18 protein-coding genes are annotated in these 16,056 nt (G+C 69.3%); 7 read left to right on the top strand and 11 right to left on the bottom strand.

Annotated features, from left to right (window positions below):
• The 4 genes from PMI01_RS19825 to PMI01_RS19810 all read right to left on the bottom strand — a co-directional run.
• Positions 1-268, bottom strand: a 268-nt coding sequence (locus PMI01_RS19825) for a prephenate dehydrogenase/arogenate dehydrogenase family protein (RefSeq protein ID WP_007673074.1), incomplete at its 3' end; no start/stop codon positions are given.
• The gene (gene hisC, locus PMI01_RS19820; protein WP_007673067.1) at positions 269-1,390 is read right to left on the bottom strand and encodes a histidinol-phosphate transaminase; all 1,122 of its coding nucleotides are present in this window, start codon (positions 1,388-1,390) and stop codon (positions 269-271) included.
• 32 nt (positions 1,391-1,422) lie between these two features.
• Positions 1,423-2,223, bottom strand: coding sequence for a chorismate mutase (locus PMI01_RS19815; protein ID WP_007673066.1), 801 nt, complete (start codon positions 2,221-2,223; stop codon positions 1,423-1,425).
• 105 nt (positions 2,224-2,328) lie between these two features.
• Complete coding sequence (locus PMI01_RS19810) at positions 2,329-3,339, bottom strand: DUF2125 domain-containing protein (RefSeq protein ID WP_007673065.1); 1,011 nt, start codon at positions 3,337-3,339, stop codon at positions 2,329-2,331.
• 29 nt (positions 3,340-3,368) lie between these two features.
• Between PMI01_RS19810 and PMI01_RS19805 the strand changes: the two genes are divergently transcribed.
• On the top strand, positions 3,369-3,914 hold the full coding sequence (locus PMI01_RS19805; RefSeq protein WP_007673064.1) for a gamma-glutamylcyclotransferase: 546 nt from the start codon (positions 3,369-3,371) through the stop codon (positions 3,912-3,914).
• Here PMI01_RS19805 and PMI01_RS19800 read toward each other — a convergent pair.
• Entirely contained in the window at positions 3,911-5,095 is a 1,185-nt protein-coding gene (locus PMI01_RS19800; protein WP_238537090.1) for a sulfotransferase, read from the bottom strand. The two genes, PMI01_RS19805 and PMI01_RS19800, sit on opposite strands and share 4 nt — an antisense overlap.
• Positions 5,096-5,188: 93 nt before the next feature.
• Between PMI01_RS19800 and PMI01_RS19795 the strand changes: the two genes are divergently transcribed.
• Positions 5,189-5,767 carry an aspartyl/asparaginyl beta-hydroxylase domain-containing protein gene (locus PMI01_RS19795; RefSeq protein ID WP_007673062.1) on the top strand — a complete coding sequence of 193 codons (579 nt, stop codon included), beginning with the start codon at positions 5,189-5,191 and terminating at the stop codon, positions 5,765-5,767.
• Here PMI01_RS19795 and PMI01_RS19790 read toward each other — a convergent pair.
• The 5 genes from PMI01_RS19790 to ftsE are packed head-to-tail and all read right to left on the bottom strand — an operon-like array spanning position 5,761 to position 9,229.
• Complete coding sequence (locus tag PMI01_RS19790) at positions 5,761-6,231, bottom strand: hypothetical protein (RefSeq protein WP_007673061.1); 471 nt, start codon at positions 6,229-6,231, stop codon at positions 5,761-5,763. The two genes, PMI01_RS19795 and PMI01_RS19790, sit on opposite strands and share 7 nt — an antisense overlap.
• A gap of 13 nt (positions 6,232-6,244) precedes the next feature.
• Positions 6,245-6,955, bottom strand: a complete 711-nt coding sequence (locus tag PMI01_RS19785; RefSeq protein WP_007673059.1) for a lysophospholipid acyltransferase family protein — start codon at positions 6,953-6,955, stop codon at positions 6,245-6,247.
• Positions 6,952-7,599 carry a YdcF family protein gene (locus tag PMI01_RS19780; protein ID WP_007673057.1) on the bottom strand — a complete coding sequence of 216 codons (648 nt, stop codon included), beginning with the start codon at positions 7,597-7,599 and terminating at the stop codon, positions 6,952-6,954. The genes PMI01_RS19785 and PMI01_RS19780 overlap by 4 nt, the downstream gene beginning before the upstream one ends.
• On the bottom strand, positions 7,596-8,489 hold the full coding sequence (locus PMI01_RS19775) for a cell division protein FtsX (RefSeq protein WP_007673044.1): 894 nt from the start codon (positions 8,487-8,489) through the stop codon (positions 7,596-7,598). Before PMI01_RS19775 ends, PMI01_RS19780 begins: the two co-directional genes overlap by 4 nt.
• Positions 8,486-9,229: a cell division ATP-binding protein FtsE gene (gene ftsE / locus PMI01_RS19770; protein WP_085954894.1), complete on the bottom strand. Its 744-nt coding sequence runs from the start codon at positions 9,227-9,229 to the stop codon at positions 8,486-8,488. The genes PMI01_RS19775 and ftsE overlap by 4 nt, the downstream gene beginning before the upstream one ends.
• 83 nt (positions 9,230-9,312) lie before the next feature.
• Between ftsE and PMI01_RS19765 the strand changes: the two genes are divergently transcribed.
• A complete protein-coding gene (locus PMI01_RS19765) occupies positions 9,313-10,248 on the top strand; it encodes a DUF3426 domain-containing protein (protein ID WP_007673042.1) in 936 nt (311 codons plus the stop codon).
• 11 nt (positions 10,249-10,259) lie between these two features.
• Positions 10,260-10,787, top strand: a complete 528-nt coding sequence (locus PMI01_RS19760) for a phosphoribosyltransferase (RefSeq protein ID WP_007673041.1) — start codon at positions 10,260-10,262, stop codon at positions 10,785-10,787.
• Positions 10,788-10,884: 97 nt separating this feature from the next.
• Here PMI01_RS19760 and PMI01_RS19755 read toward each other — a convergent pair whose 3' ends face one another.
• The gene (locus tag PMI01_RS19755; RefSeq protein ID WP_007673040.1) at positions 10,885-11,400 is read right to left on the bottom strand and encodes a hypothetical protein; all 516 of its coding nucleotides are present in this window, start codon (positions 11,398-11,400) and stop codon (positions 10,885-10,887) included.
• A gap of 84 nt (positions 11,401-11,484) precedes the next feature.
• Here PMI01_RS19755 and PMI01_RS19750 point away from each other — a divergent pair, with 84 nt between their 5' ends.
• The 3 genes from PMI01_RS19750 to PMI01_RS19740 all read left to right on the top strand — a co-directional run bounded on the left by PMI01_RS19750 (position 11,485) and on the right by PMI01_RS19740 (position 15,516).
• Positions 11,485-12,279, top strand: coding sequence for a polysaccharide deacetylase family protein (locus PMI01_RS19750; RefSeq protein WP_157223829.1), 795 nt, complete (start codon positions 11,485-11,487; stop codon positions 12,277-12,279).
• A 187-nt stretch (positions 12,280-12,466) separates the two neighbouring features.
• Positions 12,467-14,386, top strand: a complete 1,920-nt coding sequence (locus tag PMI01_RS19745; protein WP_007673036.1) for an NPCBM/NEW2 domain-containing protein — start codon at positions 12,467-12,469, stop codon at positions 14,384-14,386.
• Positions 14,387-14,532: 146 nt separating this feature from the next.
• Positions 14,533-15,516 carry an alpha/beta hydrolase gene (locus tag PMI01_RS19740; RefSeq protein ID WP_007673034.1) on the top strand — a complete coding sequence of 328 codons (984 nt, stop codon included), beginning with the start codon at positions 14,533-14,535 and terminating at the stop codon, positions 15,514-15,516.
• Positions 15,517-16,056: the final 540 nt, after the last annotated feature.

Raw genomic sequence — 16,056 nt, 5'->3', positions numbered from 1 at the left:
CGGCGGCGACCGCCGCCACGTCGGCGGTGGCCAGGACCGGGGTGGCGATGACCACCAGGTCGGCGCCGGCCACGCCCTCGGCGACGTCGGCGGTGACCGTGTCGGCCAGGCCCAGCTCCTCGACGCGGGCCCGGTGGGCGGGGCTGGCGTCGACCACGACGACCTCGCCGACCAGCTTCTGCTCGCGCGCGGCGCGGACGATCGAACCGCCGATCAGGCCAAAGCCGATGACGGTCATTTTCGGGTAGATCAGGCCGGGGTGAGACATCTAGCGGCCCAGGAACGCGGCGATCAGGTCCACCACCGCCCGGTTCTGCGCTTCGAGCCCGATCGAGATGCGGATGGCGCTCGGCAGGCCGTAATTGGCGACGGCGCGGACCAGGTAGCCCTTGCTCGCCAGGAAGGCCTCGGCCTCGCGGGCCGTCTTGCCCGGGACGTCGGGAAAGTTGACCAGCACGAAATTGGCGGCCGAGGGGGTGACTTCCAGGCCCAGCCCGCCCAGTTGCTGGGTCAGCCACGGCCGCCATTGTTCGACCAGGGCGATCGAGCGCTTCTGGAAGTTCTCGTCGGCCAGGGCGGCGATGGCGGCGTCCTGCGCCGGGATCGAGGTGTTGAACGGCGGGCGGATGCGCTCGATCGGGTCGATGATCCCGCTCGGCCCATAGGCCCAGCCCACCCGCAGGGCGGCCAGGCCGTGCAGCTTGGAGAAGGTGCGGGTGACGATGACGTTCTCGGCGGTGCGGGCCAGGTCCAGGCCGTCCTCGAAGCGCGGGTCGGTGCAGAATTCGGCATAGGCGCCGTCCAGCACCAGCACCACCGACGGCGGCAGGGCGGCGTGCAGGGCGCGGATCTCCTCGCCCGTCAGCCAGGTGCCGGTCGGGTTGGCGGGGTTGGCGATGAACACCAGCCGGGTGCGCTCATCAACGCACTTGACCACCTCGTCGACGTCGATGCGCTGGCCGGGTTCCTTGGCGAAGCGGACCTCGCCCTGGCAGGCCCGGGCCCCGATGGCGTAGGCGGCGAAGCCGTGCTCGCCCTGGACGATGTTGTCGCCGGGCTCGAGATAGACCTGGTTGAGCAGGGCGAAGATCTCGTCCGAGCCGTCGCCGAAGGTCAGGCGCTCGGGCTCCAGGCGGAAGTGGGCGGCGACGGCGGCGCGCAGGGCGGTGGCCTTGCCGTCCGGATAGAGGTGCAGGCGGTCGGCGGCGTCGCGATAGGCGGCGCGGGCCAGCTCGCTGCAGCCCAGGATGTTCTCGTTGCTCGACAGCTTCACCGGATGGGCGATCCCCTCGACCTTGGACTTGCCGCCAACATAGGCGGCGATGTCGAGCACGCCCGGCTTTGGGGTGGGGCGGGGCGCGGCGAAGCGGTCGGTGGCGGGAGCGGTCATCGGGGAACTCGGGGTAGCGGAGAGCGGTCTTCTTACACGTCGAAGGGGGTGGGCGCAGCCCCGATGACGCCCGTCAGATGCCCCGGCGCGCGGGCCAGGCGCTCGTCGCCGGCCTGGTAGAAGCCCAGCAGCGAGAACAGCTTCAGGCCACCGGCCTCGGCGACCAGTTCGGCCGCCACGCCGTCGACGGCCAGGGCCGCGACGATGGCGTCGGCGGCCTTGGGGCTGTCGGTGACCCAGAAGGTCTGGTCGCCGCCGGTCGGTTCGACCTCGACCTCGGCGACCGCGAAGGCCGCCTGCGGGCCCCAGCGCTCCAGGCAGGGCAGGGCGGCGAAGATCTTCAGGCGGGGCTCGGCCAGCAGGCGGGCCCACCAGGCGCTGTCGGGGGCCAGGGCCAGGACGCCGACGCCCCAGGGCGTCCTGGCGGCGGCCAGGGCCTCCTTGTCGGTGGCGACCACTCGCATCGGCGGGGCCACGCCGAAGCGCAGGCGGGTCAGCTCGACGGCGCGGGCCGGGTCGCGGCCACCCCAGACGGTCAGGTGATAGGGCCCCTGGCGCGCCAGGCTGTCGGACATCAGCTCGCGCCAGATGCGGATCACCAGGGCGTCGCCGGCGGCGGTGCGCGGGGTCGACAGCAGCTTGCGGACGATCAGGGCCTCGCGGCCGGGGCGCAGGCCAAAGCCGGTGTCGCCGGCCGCCGCCTTGGCCGCCGCCACGGCGCGGGCCAGGCCGGCGCGCTCGTCGAGCAGGGCCAGAAGCTCACCGTCGATGGCGTCGATACGCCATCGGACCTCGTCCAGCGAAGGCGTCGCATCGCCCGCGTCGCTACCCATGATTTGTCCCCGAAATTGGAGGCCGGACCATAGACTTTGCCGCCGGAGGCGCAATAGGGCAGGTCGTGGGGAATAAACTTGCGTTCAACGAACTTCGCATCGCGTTCAATAAACCCGCGGCGAAGGCCCGGTGTCGAACAGGCCCAGCCGGGTGCGGCCGTTGTCGAACCGCAGGGTGGCCGACAGGGTCGGGTCCTGGCCCAGGGCCTGGGCGACCGCGGCGGCGGCGGCCTCGGGGCTCTTCGGGGTCTCGCCCTGCGTCGGGGTCTCGCGGACAGCGACGTCCAGCGCGCCCCGCAGGCGGCCGTCGACCCCGACGGTCAGGTCGCCGGACTTGGCCTCCAGCAGCGCCTCGCCCGCCGTCAGCTTGCCCTGCTGCACCGTCAGGGCGCCGCCGGCCTGGGACCAGCCGCGCACGGCGTCGGCCCAGCTGGTCCCGCGCAGGGCGCCGACCTTGGTCAGGCGGGTGTCCCACAGCAGGGCGGCGGTGCGATCCTGGGCGATGCGGCCCAGCAGGCCGGTGAAGCGGGCCTTGGCGCCGTCGGCTTTGAACTGGACCGCCGCCTGGTCGTCCGGACCTGGGTAGACGCGCAGCCGCAGCAGGGCCGTCGACAGCAGCGGGAAGGGCGCGGCGCCGGGGGCCGGGGTGAAGGTCAGGTTGGCGCCCTCGACCGCGATGCGCGGCGGATACTGGTCGAAGCCGGCGAAGCTGGCCCGCAGGGCCTGGCCAGTGATCGCCACGTCGCCGTTGATCGGCCGGGTCATCACCACCCCGGCGGGGGCGATCACCACCCAGTGGCCGATGTCGTAGGCCATGGCCTCGCCCTTCAGTTCCGGGGCCCGCAGCGCCCAGCCCGAGGGCTCGGCCACCCGCGCGTCGGTCAGGCGGACGTCCATGCGGAACGGGTAGCCGCTGAAGGTCCGGCTCTTCCACGACAGGTCGTAGCCGCGGGTCTTCATCGATGCGGCGGTGGCGTCCATCCGCTGCTCGGCCTGGCCGCGCAGCCACAGCCAGCCGATGCTCCAGCCCAGGGCAACGATCGCCAGCACCACGAAAGGCGCCCACAGACCACGACGCCGGGGCTTGCGGGACGGGGTGGCGGCGTTATGGGTCATGGAAGAAGCGGCTCCGGTCGGGAAGAGTCATGGTAACTGACAGCGAAGACCGCTGGGTGTTCGGATACGGATCGCTGATGTGGCGGCCCGGGTTCCCGTTCATAGAGCGAAGAACGGCCGTGCTCCATGGGCGACGCCGCGCCTTCTGCATCTATTCGGTGCACCACCGGGGCACCTATGAGCGGCCCGGCCTGGTGCTGGGTCTGGCTCCCGGCGGCGCGGTGCGCGGCGCGGCCTACCGCGTGGCGGCCAGCGCCTGGCCCGAGGTCTACGCCTATCTGCGCGAGCGCGAACAGCCGACCGAGACCTATTTCGAGGCCTGGTCCGAGGTGCGGATCGACGGAAACGGCAGGGCCCCGGCCCTGGTCTTCCTGTCGGACCGGAACCACGGCCAGTGGGCGGGAGCCCTGACGCTGGACCAGCAGTGCGAACTGATCGCCGGGGCGACCGGCCTGTCGGGGCGCAACATCGACTACCTGCGCGACCTGGTCCTGCATCTGCGCGAGGATGGGGTGCGAGACCATGCGATGGAGGCCCTGCTGAAGATGGTCGAGGCGCGGGAAGCCGCCGCCTAGTCTCCCAGGCGCAGGGTTTCGAGCCGGTGATAGATCTCGGCCAGATGCCGGTCGCTGGCGGCGCTGATCGCCGCGGTCGCCGCCTGCCGCTTGCGTCCCGAGTCCGGTGCGAAGGCGAACTGCGGGGCCTTGGCGTCGCGCCGCGCCGCCTGGTCCATGGCCTGGCGCTCGGCGGCCGTAGCGGTGATCCCGAAATGCGGCAGGATCGCCGTATGCAGGGCGGCGGGCAGTTGCGCGTAGTTCACCAGCAGGCCGCCGCCCTCGGCATATCCGTCCAGCGCCGCCTGGCAGACCACGGCCAGCACCCGGGCCCAGTAGTCCTCGTCGGGAACGCCGTCCGGCAGGTCCAGGCCGTAGAAGCCGGGCGGCACATAGTCCGGCACCATCTGGATGCCGCGCTGGCGGGCCTGCGAGACCAGCACCTCCACGGGATCGCGATAGAGGAACACCCAGGGCACGTCGGGGAAGGCCTTGCGAAACAGCGGCAGGGCCAGGGCGTGCCAGCTGTCCAGCTTGACGAAATAGCGGCTTTCACCGGCGTTGCGCACCTGGCCGAGCGCGCCGACCATCGCCCGCAGCAGCGCCGCGTGGGCCTCGTCGCCGGGCTGGGCCGCCATGCGGTCCAGTTGCACCACCGCATCGATGGGCGGGGCCTCGGACACCACGACATGGGCGTCCAGTCCCGCCAGCATCTGGGCGACCAGGGTCGAGCCGCAGCGCGACATGTGGAAGATGAAACCGTCCGGCCGCAGGGTGGGCAGGCTGGCGGGCCACGCCGCCAGTTCGGCCAGCGGCGTGCGGAAGCGAAACAGCCGGTTGAAGGGCTGCTGCAGGACGCTTCGCAGCGAGCCCTCGAAGAACGGCTCGACCAGGCGGCGCCGGCCGAACCAGGCCCAGGCGACGGTGTGCTGGACGCCGTCCCACGACAGTTCGGTCGGAAGCCAGCCCGCGGTTGGCGTGAAGCCGTCGATCAGCGCCGGCCGCGCCAGGCGGTCCAGGCCCAGGGGGTCTCTCCGCAGCAGGGCGATCAGGTCATCGGCGTCCAGGCCGACGTCGCGGGATCGCGCCGCCTCGACGGCCGCTTCGATGAAGGCTGGAACGTCCTCGACGGCGCCCAACCCTTCCTGGAGGATGGCGTCCTGGAGAACCAGCGTATGAAGACGGGCCAGGGCGTCGCGCACGCCAGGTCTGGGGCCAGGGTTTGGAAGCATCGGGGTTCCCGGTCGGCGCTTGCGGGGCTGGTCGCGGAAGATGAGGAAGACTAGGGGGAGAGGATGGTGTTTCCCGACCGACTGCAACTGCCCTTGTCGTTCGATCCCGTCCTGCTGCGCCGCGACCTGGACACGCTCTCGTCGATCGACTGGATCTCGCACTTCGTCACCCAGAACTACGAGGGCGACTGGAGCGTGATCCCCCTGCGCGGCGTCGCCGGGGCCAGCCATCCGGTGATGATGATCTATTCGGACCCGACCGCCACGGCGTTCGAGGACACCCTGATGCTGGCGGCGTGCGGCTATTTCCGTGAGGTCCTGGCCGCCTTCGCCTGCGAGGTCCAGAGCGTCCGCCTGATGCGGCTGACCCCCGGTTCGGTGATCAAGGAGCACAGCGACAACGATCTCGACGTCGCCAAGGGCGCGGTGCGCATCCACATTCCGATCACCACCAATCCGCAGGTCGAGTTCCGGCTGAACGGCGCACGGGTGGTGATGGCGCCGGGCGACGCCTGGTATCTGAGGCTCTCCGACCCGCACAGCGTGGCCAACCGGGGCGCGGAGGACCGCGTGCATCTGGTACTGGACGCGGTGGTCAACGACTGGGTGGAGCGGCTGCTGCGCGACGCGGTCGGCTACTGAGCCGGCGCCACCCGCGTCGCGTGCAGGAAGTCCACCACCCAACGCGAGCCGTCGCGGTGCAGGGCCGCCGATTCCAGCCAGGTCATCGGTTTCATCCCCGTGGCGTCGCCGACCTGTCCGTGATTTTCCCAGGCCGCCCAGGCGACGTCGCATCCGCCGTGGATGTCGATGGGGCCCAGGTTCCATTCGTAGATTCGCCCGGCCTCGTGCGCCTTGCGGATCAGCGCCGTGAGCTCGGGGCCCGTCACGCGCTTGCCTTCATAGGCATAGAAGCCGGGCGAGGTGGCGGCGCCGAAGCCGGCCTCGTCATCCTTGGCGAGCGCGGCGAAGACGGAGCGGATCGCTTGCGAGATCTGCGTCTGGTCGGCGGACGACAGCGCGCAGGCCTTGGGCGCGGCGGTGGCCGGCGCCGCCGACCCGGCGAGAAGGATGGCGGCGATCGCCGCGACGTGCCTGGCGTTCATCGGTTGTGCTCCCCTAGAGCCCCTCGTCCTCCAACGCCTTGGTGGCGGTGTCGATGCGGGTCTGGACCTCGCGCATGAACTCGCCGCGCTTCAGGCCGGCGGGGATGGCGGGCAGGTATTCGAAGACGATCGTGCCCGGCGGCCGCAGGAAGCCCTTGGGCCAGTGGACGCCGCAGTTCAGGGCCAGGGGCGTGACCGGCAGGTCCAGTTCGCGATAGAGCGCGGCGATGCCCGGCTTGTAGTCGCCGCCGACCCCGACGTCGCCGCGGGTGCCTTCGGGGAAGATCACCACCTGGCGGGTTTCCTTCATCCGGTCGACGGTGTCGCGCACCAGCTTCTTCAGGGCCATGGAGTGGCCGGCGCGATCGACGACGATCATCCCGGCCTTCAGCCCGTACCAGCCGAACAGCGGCACGCGCAGCAGTTCCTTCTTCATCACCAGGCAGGCGTCGGGCAGCAGGGCGAACTGGGCGAAGACGTCGAACATCGACTGGTGCTTGGCGGCGATCAGGGCGGGGCCGGCCGGCAGGTGCTGACGCCCCCGCACCTCGACCTTGATCCCGGCCAGCACGCGCAGCCCCAGGATCAACCCGTTGGCCCAGACCCGCAGCGCCCACATCGTGGCGCGGCGCGGCAGCACCAGGAACGGCAGCATCCACAGGGTGGTGAACACCGACCACACCCAGAAATACAGCTGGAACAGGAATGAACGCAGATAGATCAAGACGCTTCCTTCGTCGCTTCGCCCGCCGCCGCTTCGCCCTTCGCGGGGTCGGCCTTTTCCTTCGGACCCAGCTTGAGGAACGCCTCGCGGCCCAGGATCGCCAGGTACTTGCAGTATTCCACGGTCATGCGCCGCGCGCTCGTGCCGCCTTTCCACCAACGGTGGGCGTTGAGGCTCTCGGTGACCACCGGATAGGGGTGCAGGGTCACGTCGGGCATGGTCGCCCGCAGTTCCAGCATCGAGCGCGGCATGTGGTAGTCGGCGGTGACGACGATCAGGCTGTGATAGTCCTTGGCCTTGGCCCACTCGGCGGTCTCGCTGGCGTTGCCGATGGTGTCGGCGGCGCTGTAGCCCAGGTCGATGCAGCATTCGTAGATCGGCCGCACGGCCTTGGTGACGCCCAGCACATCCTCGCGGGAAGCCTCGCGGTTGACGCCGGAGATCAGCAGCCGCTTGCCCTTGCCGGCCTCCAGCAGCTTGGTCGCCGCCTCCAGGCGGATGTTGGACGCGCCGGTCAGCACCACCACCCCGTCCGAGACGGGCGGTTCGGCGGGCGGCGTGGACTGGTCGACGCGGCTGGTGAAGGCCAGCAGGCCCACGAACCAGACCATCACCAGGATCAGCAGGGCCGCGATGCTCTTCATGGCATGGCTCTCAACAGGCGCAGGGAGGCGGCGCGGGCCGCGATCCCGGCCACCAGCGCCGCCACCAACGGGCAGGGCAGGGGCGCCAGCAGATCGATCCAGGCCAGCGGCAGGACCGGTGTCAGTCCGTGGCCGCCCCCCGCGAGCCGCGCCGCCGCCCCGATGATGGCCGCGCCCGCGCCGCCCAGCAAGCCGGCGATGAAGGCCATGCCCGCGAAACGGTTCTGGAACAGGCTGGCGATGAAGCGGTCCTCAGCCCCGGAGAAGTGCAGGACCTCGATGACGTCGTGACGCGCGGTCAGGGCGGCGCGGGTGGCGAAGATGATCACCGCCCCGGCGGCGGCGGCGATCAGGGCGAAGACGCCGATGGCCGCCCAGCGGGCCAGGCGGGCGGCGCGCTCGATGTCGGCGATCCAGCGGCTGTGGTCGTCGACCACGGCGTCGACATTGGCGTCCTTCAGCGCCTTGGCCAGCGTGGCGGCGGTGGCCGGGGCCCTGGCGTCGAGGTCCAGGGTCACCAGGCGCGGCACCGGCAGGTCGGCGATCAGCGCCTCGCGGCCGATCCAGGGTTCGAGCAGGGCTTCGGCCTTGTCCTTGGGCAGGGCGCGGGCCTCGGTGACGCCCTTGACGCCCGACAGGGTCTCGGCGGCGCGGGCCGCGGCGCTGTCGGGGGTCTCGCCCGAGCGTGGGCGCACCACGACGGTGGCCGAGCCGGTCAGCTGGGCGGTCCAGCCGGTGGCGGCGCGGGTCGAGGCCAGGGCGGCCAGGGCCGTGAGGCAGGCCAGGAAGCACAGCACCGCGACCACGAACACCAGCGAACCGTCGCGGGCGTCGCGGGGCGGCAGCAGCGCGGCCGGCTTCCAGCGGGCGACGGTGAAGCCCTCGCTCATGCCCCGCCCCCCGCGTAATCCTCGTCATAGTCGTCGCCGGGGTGGCCGAAGTCGACCAGGCGGCCTTGCTCGAGGTGCAGGGTGGGGCGGTTGGCGCGGGCCACCAGGTCTTCGTCGTGGGTGGCGATCAGCACCGTGGTGCCCAGGCGATTGAGCTCGACGAACAGCCGCAGCAGGCGCAGCGACATGGCCGGATCGACATTGCCGGTCGGCTCGTCGGCCAGCAGCACGTCGGGGCGGTCGACCACGGCGCGGGCGATGGCCAGGCGCTGCTTCTCGCCGCCAGACAGGGTGGCCGGCAAGGCGTGCATGCGGTCGCCCAGGCCCACCCATTGCAGCAGTTCGGCCACGTCGTCGCGATAGGTCGCCGGCTTGCGGCCCGAGATGCGCAGCGGCAGGGCGGCGTTGTCGAACACCGACAGGTGGTCCAGCAGCCGGAATTCCTGGAACACCACGCCGATGCGGCGGCGCAGGAACGGCAGGTCCTCGGGCTTGACCAGGCTGACGTCGCGGCCGAACAGCTCGACGCGACCCCTTGACGCACGGTGGGCCAGGTAGATCAGCTTGAGCAGCGAGCTCTTGCCGGCCCCCGACGGGCCGGTGAGGAAATGGAAAGACCCTGGGTGTAGAGAAAAGGCGAGGTCGCTCAGGGTTTCCGGCCCTCGTCCATACCGCATCGAGACGCCCTCGAAGCGGACGACGGGGACGGAGTCATCGTCCGGATCTTCGTCGATGCGCAAGGGTGTGTCGCTGGGGCTTGTGGACATGGCTGGCAAAATCGGCGACCTCGTGGGTAGGAGCGGGGAGCGTCCGATTCGCGGCCATGATACTGACCTGCCCAGAGTGCGCCAGCCGCTATTTCGTCGATGACTCCAAGGTCGGCTCGGCCGGCCGCGTCGTGCGATGCGCGGCCTGCGGGCATCGCTGGACGGCCCGCAACGAAGAAGCCCTGGACCTGTTCGAGGAGCCGTCGGCCGCCGACCTGGCCGCCGAACCGAACCTGACCGCGCTGGACGGCGCGGCCAATCCTGCCGACGATCCCGAGGCCCCGGTCAGCGCCCTGCCGGGCGAGGAACTGCCCAAGGTGTTCCGGGCCCGCGCCGACGCCGAGCGCCGGCTGCGGGAAGCCAAGACCACCGGCGTCATCTGGGGCGGCATGGTCGCGGTGATGGTGGTCATCCTGGTGGCGGCCGGCGTGTTCCGGATGAACGTCGCCCACCTGTGGCCCAGCACCGCCGGGGCCTACGCCTTCGCCCGCATGCCGGTGAACAATGTCGGCCTGGTGATCGAGAACCTGAAGGCCGAACCGTCGATGCAGGACGGCCACGCCGCCGTGACCATCACCGGCGTGCTGCGCAACATCACCGACCACACGGTCGCCACCCCGCCGCTGCAGGTGGCCCTGCTCAACGCCCACGACAAGCGGGTGGCCGGCAAGCTGGCCGCCGCCGCCGACCCGATGATCCCGCCCAGCCAGACCCGGCACTTCTCGGTGACCCTGCTGGACCCGCCCAAGACCGCCAAGATCCTGGAAATCGGCTTCGCCCTGGAAGCGGGCGCGGCCAGGGCCGCTGGCGCCGCGCCCCGGCTGGAGAAGGTTTCCGACCACCAGGCCCCTTCGCTGCGCGGGGCCCAGGACCAGCCGGCCGAGATCGCCGCCGGCGCCTCGACCGACGCCGACGCGGCGCAAGGGACTGGACAGGAGCCCCCCGGTCATGAGACCGGAGCGGTCGAACCGGCCCCCGCCGACCACCACTGAAGAATCCTGAAATGACCGATCGCGCCGCCCCCGAAGTCCTGATCTCGCAAGAAGAGATCGCCGAGCGGGTGGAAGCCCTGGCCAAGGTGATCGCGCCGCGCATCGACAACGACACCGTCGCCGTCTGCCTGCTGACCGGCGGCCTGTGGTTCGCCGCCGACCTGACCCGGGCCCTGTGGCGGGCCGGCCGCGACGTGCGCTTCGACGCCCTGTGGCTGGCTTCGTACCATGACGAGCGCAAGAGCTCGGGCCGCTGCGAGGTCCGCGCCGACCTGCAGCGCCCGCTGGTCGGCCGCCGCGCCCTGGTGCTGGACGACGTGCTCGACACCGGCCTGTCGCTGGGCGAGGCCGCCCGCCTGGTCAAGGACGCCGGGGCCAGCGAAGTCCTGACCGCCGTCTTCGCCCGCAAGCCCTGGCCCAAGCCCCGCATCGAGCCCGACTTCGTGGCCTGGGAAGCGCCGGCCCGGTACCTGGTGGGCTACGGCCTCGACGACGAGGGCAAGAGCCGTGGGCTGCCGTATATCGGGGCGATGGACTAGAATCTTCCCTTCTCCCCTTGCGGGAGAAGGTGGCGGCGTAGCCGCCGGATGAGGGGTCGGGCACTTCACTCAACCGACACAAGCTTTCGGTCGTGATCTAGCAGTTCGAATCGTATCCGGCGCGCCACTTCGGTTTAGAACTGCGAACTTCGACTAGCACCGAGTGCTCGCCTGCCGAGGCGGCCATGGTGCGAAGCAGTTCGGTTCTACCTCCCATGATCTTGATCTCGACCGTGGACAGCACCTCCACGCGCTGAGCCACTGACCGCACATGCGCGCGGCGATACTTGCCGTCCGCGTCTCGCAGGCCCTCCCGCGCGGCGGTCGCCATGCGCTCGATGCTCTCGGGCGTGATCATCGGTCCAAGCTTCTCGATCGCGGCCTCGGCACGATCGGCGTCGGCCTTGGCCTCCACCTTGATCGCCTCCAACTCCCTAATGCGATCCTTGAGGCCCTCGGCGCCCTGGCCGACGAGCCCGTCCTCAATGGCCGAGTAAAGCCGGGTCAACTTGTTCGCGGCCTCGGCCGATCGCTTGCGCAACTCGCCGACGTGCGTGCGGCGACGCTCGATCCAATCCTCGCGCCTGTCGAGGACGTTGACCGTCTCGTGCATGAGCAGCGAGCTGGTTGCGCGTCCGCCATGTGAGCGGTAGCAGCACTAAAATCACGCAGTGTTCGACGTGAGGGGGGGATGACGATGAAGATGCTTCTGGCGCTCGCGCTGAGCTTGGTCTGCGGCGTGTCGGCCGCATCGGCGACGAAATGGCCGGAGGGGGCCAAGGCGGCGGTGGTGCTGACTTACGACGACGGGCTGGGCTCCCAGCTCGATCACGCGGTGCCGGTGCTGGACCAGGCCGGATTGAAGGCGACCTTCTTCCTCGCGAACCTGAAGCCGGCGGATGTTCCGCGTTGGCGCGCCGTGGGCGCGGCGGGCCATGAACTCGCCAACCACACCGTCTTCCACCCCTGCCCCGCCGCTGTATTTCCCACCGATCCCCGCTACACGTCCGAGGCCTATACGCCGGCGAGCATGCTCAGGGAGATCGAGCAGCAGAACACTCTCCTGACCGCGCTGGACGGCAAGCCGACCCACGGGTTCGCGTCGCCATGCGGCCAGACCCTAGCGGGCGGCGTCGACTATCTGGAGGCCCTCAGGGCCGCGAACCTGGTGACCTATGTGCGCGGCGTCCACGCCTCGCCCGACGACCTCCGCGCCGACGTCGGACGGATGGATCCGATGTACATCCCCGCGCGCGGGTTCGACGAGAGGGTCACGGGCGCGCAGTTGATCGATTTCGCCAAGCAGGCGCAAGCGGGCGGCGGCATGGCGGTCTACCTGTTCCACGGCGTCGCCGGCGACTACCAGCAGGTGTCCGACCCCGCGCACCGCGAGCTGATCACCTGGCTGGCCGCCCACCGCGGCGAGGTCTGGGTGACCACCCTGCAGGGCGCGCTGGACTGGGCCAAGGCGCACCCGGACCCGCGACAATAGCGGGTCGTCGCGAACGAACCGCTCACCACTCCGAGGGCGGTTCAGGGAGACACCGTGTCGCGAATGCCACGTTCTCGCATATAAAAATATTTTTATCAGGAAGGCGTGGCGACAAGCCGACATCCTATTGTACGACAAATTAGAGGTTCACGGTCGTCGATCGCCCCTCGAAGGGGACGGGGGAATAATGAGGCGTTCTGTTCAAGGGATTATCGGCTGTTTCGCCTTGGCGCTATGTCACGGAGGCGGAGCATATGCCGCGACCGATCCGCTGGCGCCGACCGGCCGCTGGACCGCCGTGGCGACCGGACAGGCGGCCAAGCCGCCGATGGGCTGGAACTCGTGGAACGCCTTCCACACCGACGTCACCGAAGCCAAGGTCCTGGATTCCGCCAAGGCCATCGTCGACAGCGGCCTGGCCGCGAAGGGCTACCGCTACATCAACATCGACGACGGCTGGTGGCTGAAGCGACGGACCACGGACGGCCGCATGGTCGTGCGCACCTCGATCTTTCCGTCCGCCGCGGTCGGCGGAGCCGAACAGACCAGCTTCAAGCCGTTTACCGACCGCATCCATGCCATGGGTCTGAAGGCCGGAATCTATTCGGATATCGGCGCCAATAACTGTTCGCAGGCCTTCGCGCCGAATGCGCCAAACCTGCCCGAGGGCACGGTCGCCGAGCGCGAGGTCGGACTGTACGGCCATATCGAGCAAGACATTGAACTCTACTTCAAGGACTGGGCGTTCGATTACATCAAGGTCGACGCCTGCGGCATCCGCGCCTTCGACCCGGACAACGCGCGCGTCAAGTCCGGCCAGTACCGGGCGCTCGGTCCGCTGATCGACATCAAGGAAATCCGCCGCACCGACATCCCGGCCGTCCGCAAGCTCTACCAACAGGTCGCCGACGCCCTGCGCCGCGCAAATCCCGATGGCGACTATATCTTTTCAATCTGCGCCTGGGGCTCGGCCGATGTCCGCGCCTGGGCCAAGGACGTCGGCAACCTGTCGCGGACCAGCGACGACATCACGCCCAGCTGGACGCGGATGCTGGCCAATTTCGACAGCGCGGCCAACCGCGCGCTCTATGCGCATCCCGGCTCCTGGAACGATCCGGACATGCTCTTCATCGGTCACGGCGACTTCGACGAGCGCCATTTGACGGAGGCCAAGTCGCACTTCGCGCTGTGGTCGATGCTGTCGGCGCCGCTTCTGATCGGCTACGACCTGAGGAACGCGCCGCAACCGCTGATGGACATCCTCGGGAACAGCGACCTCATCGCCGTCAATCAGGACTCGGCGGGCAACCAGGCGGTGCTGGCCTACGACACCGACGACGTTCAGATCCTGGTCAAGACGCTGAGCAACGGCCACAAGGCCGTGGCGATCTTCAACCGCGGACTGGCGCCGGCCGAGGTGACGCTGACGGCGGGCCACATGAAGTTCGCCGCGACGGCGCCAGTGACGCTCAAGGACCTGTGGACCGGCGCGACGCTGCCCGCGTTCTCCGGTGAGACGAAGCTGCATCTCGACCCGCGCCAGACGCTTGTCTTCGACGCCGCTGGCGCACGTACGCTCTCCAATGGCCTCTATCTCTCGGAAATGCCCGGACGCGTAAATCCGGCCGCCGACGGCGTGGTCATTCCCCAGCCCGATCCCACGATCCATCGGATGCGCAATCCCTGGGGCGGCACGACCGACGACGGCGAGCCGCCGGCCTATACCGGATGGGGCGGCGCGCAGGCCGACGCCACGCCTTATCGGCAGACGCTCCGCGTCGACGGCAGGACCTATCAGACGGGCTTGGGCGTGCTCGCCAACTCCCGGTTCGAGGTTCGGGCCGACGGCCAGTTCCGCCGCTTCGTCGCCGACGTCGGCGTCGACGACTCGACGTTCGACGCCGACGACGCCGTGACGTTCTCGGTCTATGGCGACGGCAAGCTTCTGGCGACGTCCAAGCCGACCCGTTTTGGTCAGGCGGCTCAGACCCTGAGCGCCGACATCGCGGGGGTGAAGACCGTCGAGTTGGTCGCGCGCGGCAAATCCGCCAAGAACAAGGCGCCCACGGTCGTCACCTGGGGCAACGCGGCGATGCTGGGCGACTAGGGCGTCGTGCGGAAAGCTGGACACGGCTTTCCGCAAAGCGATGCGAAAACAAAGTCTAGAGCAAGTCCCGGCGGCGGCGTTGTCGCCGGGACGGCCCGCCCTCCCCGGGACATAGGGCTGGCTTGGACGCAAATGCAGGAGTCTCCATGAGCCTTTCACGACGCGATCTTGTAAAATCGCCTTTGGTGTTGGCCGGCGCGTCGGCGATCGGCGCGGGCGTGGCGACCAAGGTGCTCGCCCAGTCAGGTTCGGCGAGCCCGGGCGAGGTCATCGGACTGTGGCCGCATCCGCCGGCGGGCGCCACGCATCCCGACATGGCCGAGGTGATCGAGCAGACCTCGACGAGTCCAGGCTATAGCAGCCGGCGCACGAAAGGCGTCCTGAAGCCGTACATGATCGCGTTGCCGGCCGCCCGACCCAATGGCTCGGCCATGCTGATCATTCCCGGCGGCAGCTTCGAATGGAACTATTTCGATCACGAGGGTTACCACATCGCCGACGTCCTGAACCGGGCGGGCATCACCTGTTTCGTGCTGATCTATCGCCTGGCGAGGGACGGCTGGACCGATCCGGCCGCTGTCGGGCCGGCCGACGCCCAGCGGGCGATGCGCGTCATTCGCGCCAACGCACCGCGCTTCCATCTCGACCCCGAACGGGTTGGCGTCATGGGCTTCAGCGCTGGCGGGTTCCTGACCACGACACTGGCAACGCGGCATTCGACGCCGTTCTACAAGCCCGTCGACGCTACCGACCAGCTCAGCGCCAGGCCTTTGCTGACGGCGCCGATCTATCCGGTGCAAAGCGTTGATCCCGCCTATGCCTACGGCGGCGTGGCGCCGTCGCTGTTTGGCGGCCGGCCTACCGCGGCCCAGATCCGCGAGTGGTCGCCCGATCTCAATGTCACCCCGGCGGCGGCCCCGACCTTCCTGGTGCACGCCGAAGACGACAACGCGGTGCCCGTGGCCAATACGGTACGGCTCCGCGACGCCATGGTCGCGGCCAAGATCACGGTCGAGACCCACTTGTTCGCGCGTGGCGGTCACGGCTTCGGCGTAGGCCCCGGCGCGGCGGACGGCCTTTGGTTGCCGCTGTTCGTCAACTTCGCGCGTCAGGAAAAGTTGTTCGTTTAGGGTCCTCGTCCGCGCCCTGACGCAAGACGCTGACCTTGAAGAAAGGTTCAGGGCTTGCAGCGGTGGGGATGAGTAGAGCCGCAGAATTGTTGGAGCATTGTTGTCGGAGCATTGCAAGTTATTCGACGCTGACCGCGCGACCGAAATCGAAGTGAAATCCTTCGAAGACACCGTCAGTTCAAGGATTGTAAGCGATGGCGGATTATTTCTTGGCGGTGTTGGGCGAAAAAGAAAACGTATGCGAGTGACAACTGCACTGGTGATTTGTAGGAGTAAACCCGGCGTGGGAGTGGAACGTCGGCAATCGGATTGGAGTGCGGCTATGGGGCGAACCAGAGGGACGGCCTTGTCGGCGGGATCCGCGTCGCGACGTCTGGTCATGGGCGGGCTGGCCGCGGTCTGCATTCTGGTTTCCGCCGCCCACGCTCAAGCGCCGGCGGATACGTCCGCGCCCGTCGGGCTTGATGCGAACGGTCACCTCCAGGCCGTTCCGGTCGCCCAGGCTTCCGGCTTCACCTACGCCAGGCTGCGCAACGGCGT

The organism is Caulobacter sp. AP07 (assembly GCF_000281955.1).
Lineage (GTDB): Bacteria > Pseudomonadota > Alphaproteobacteria > Caulobacterales > Caulobacteraceae > Caulobacter.
This window is presented reverse-complemented; position numbering and strand designations above follow the sequence as displayed.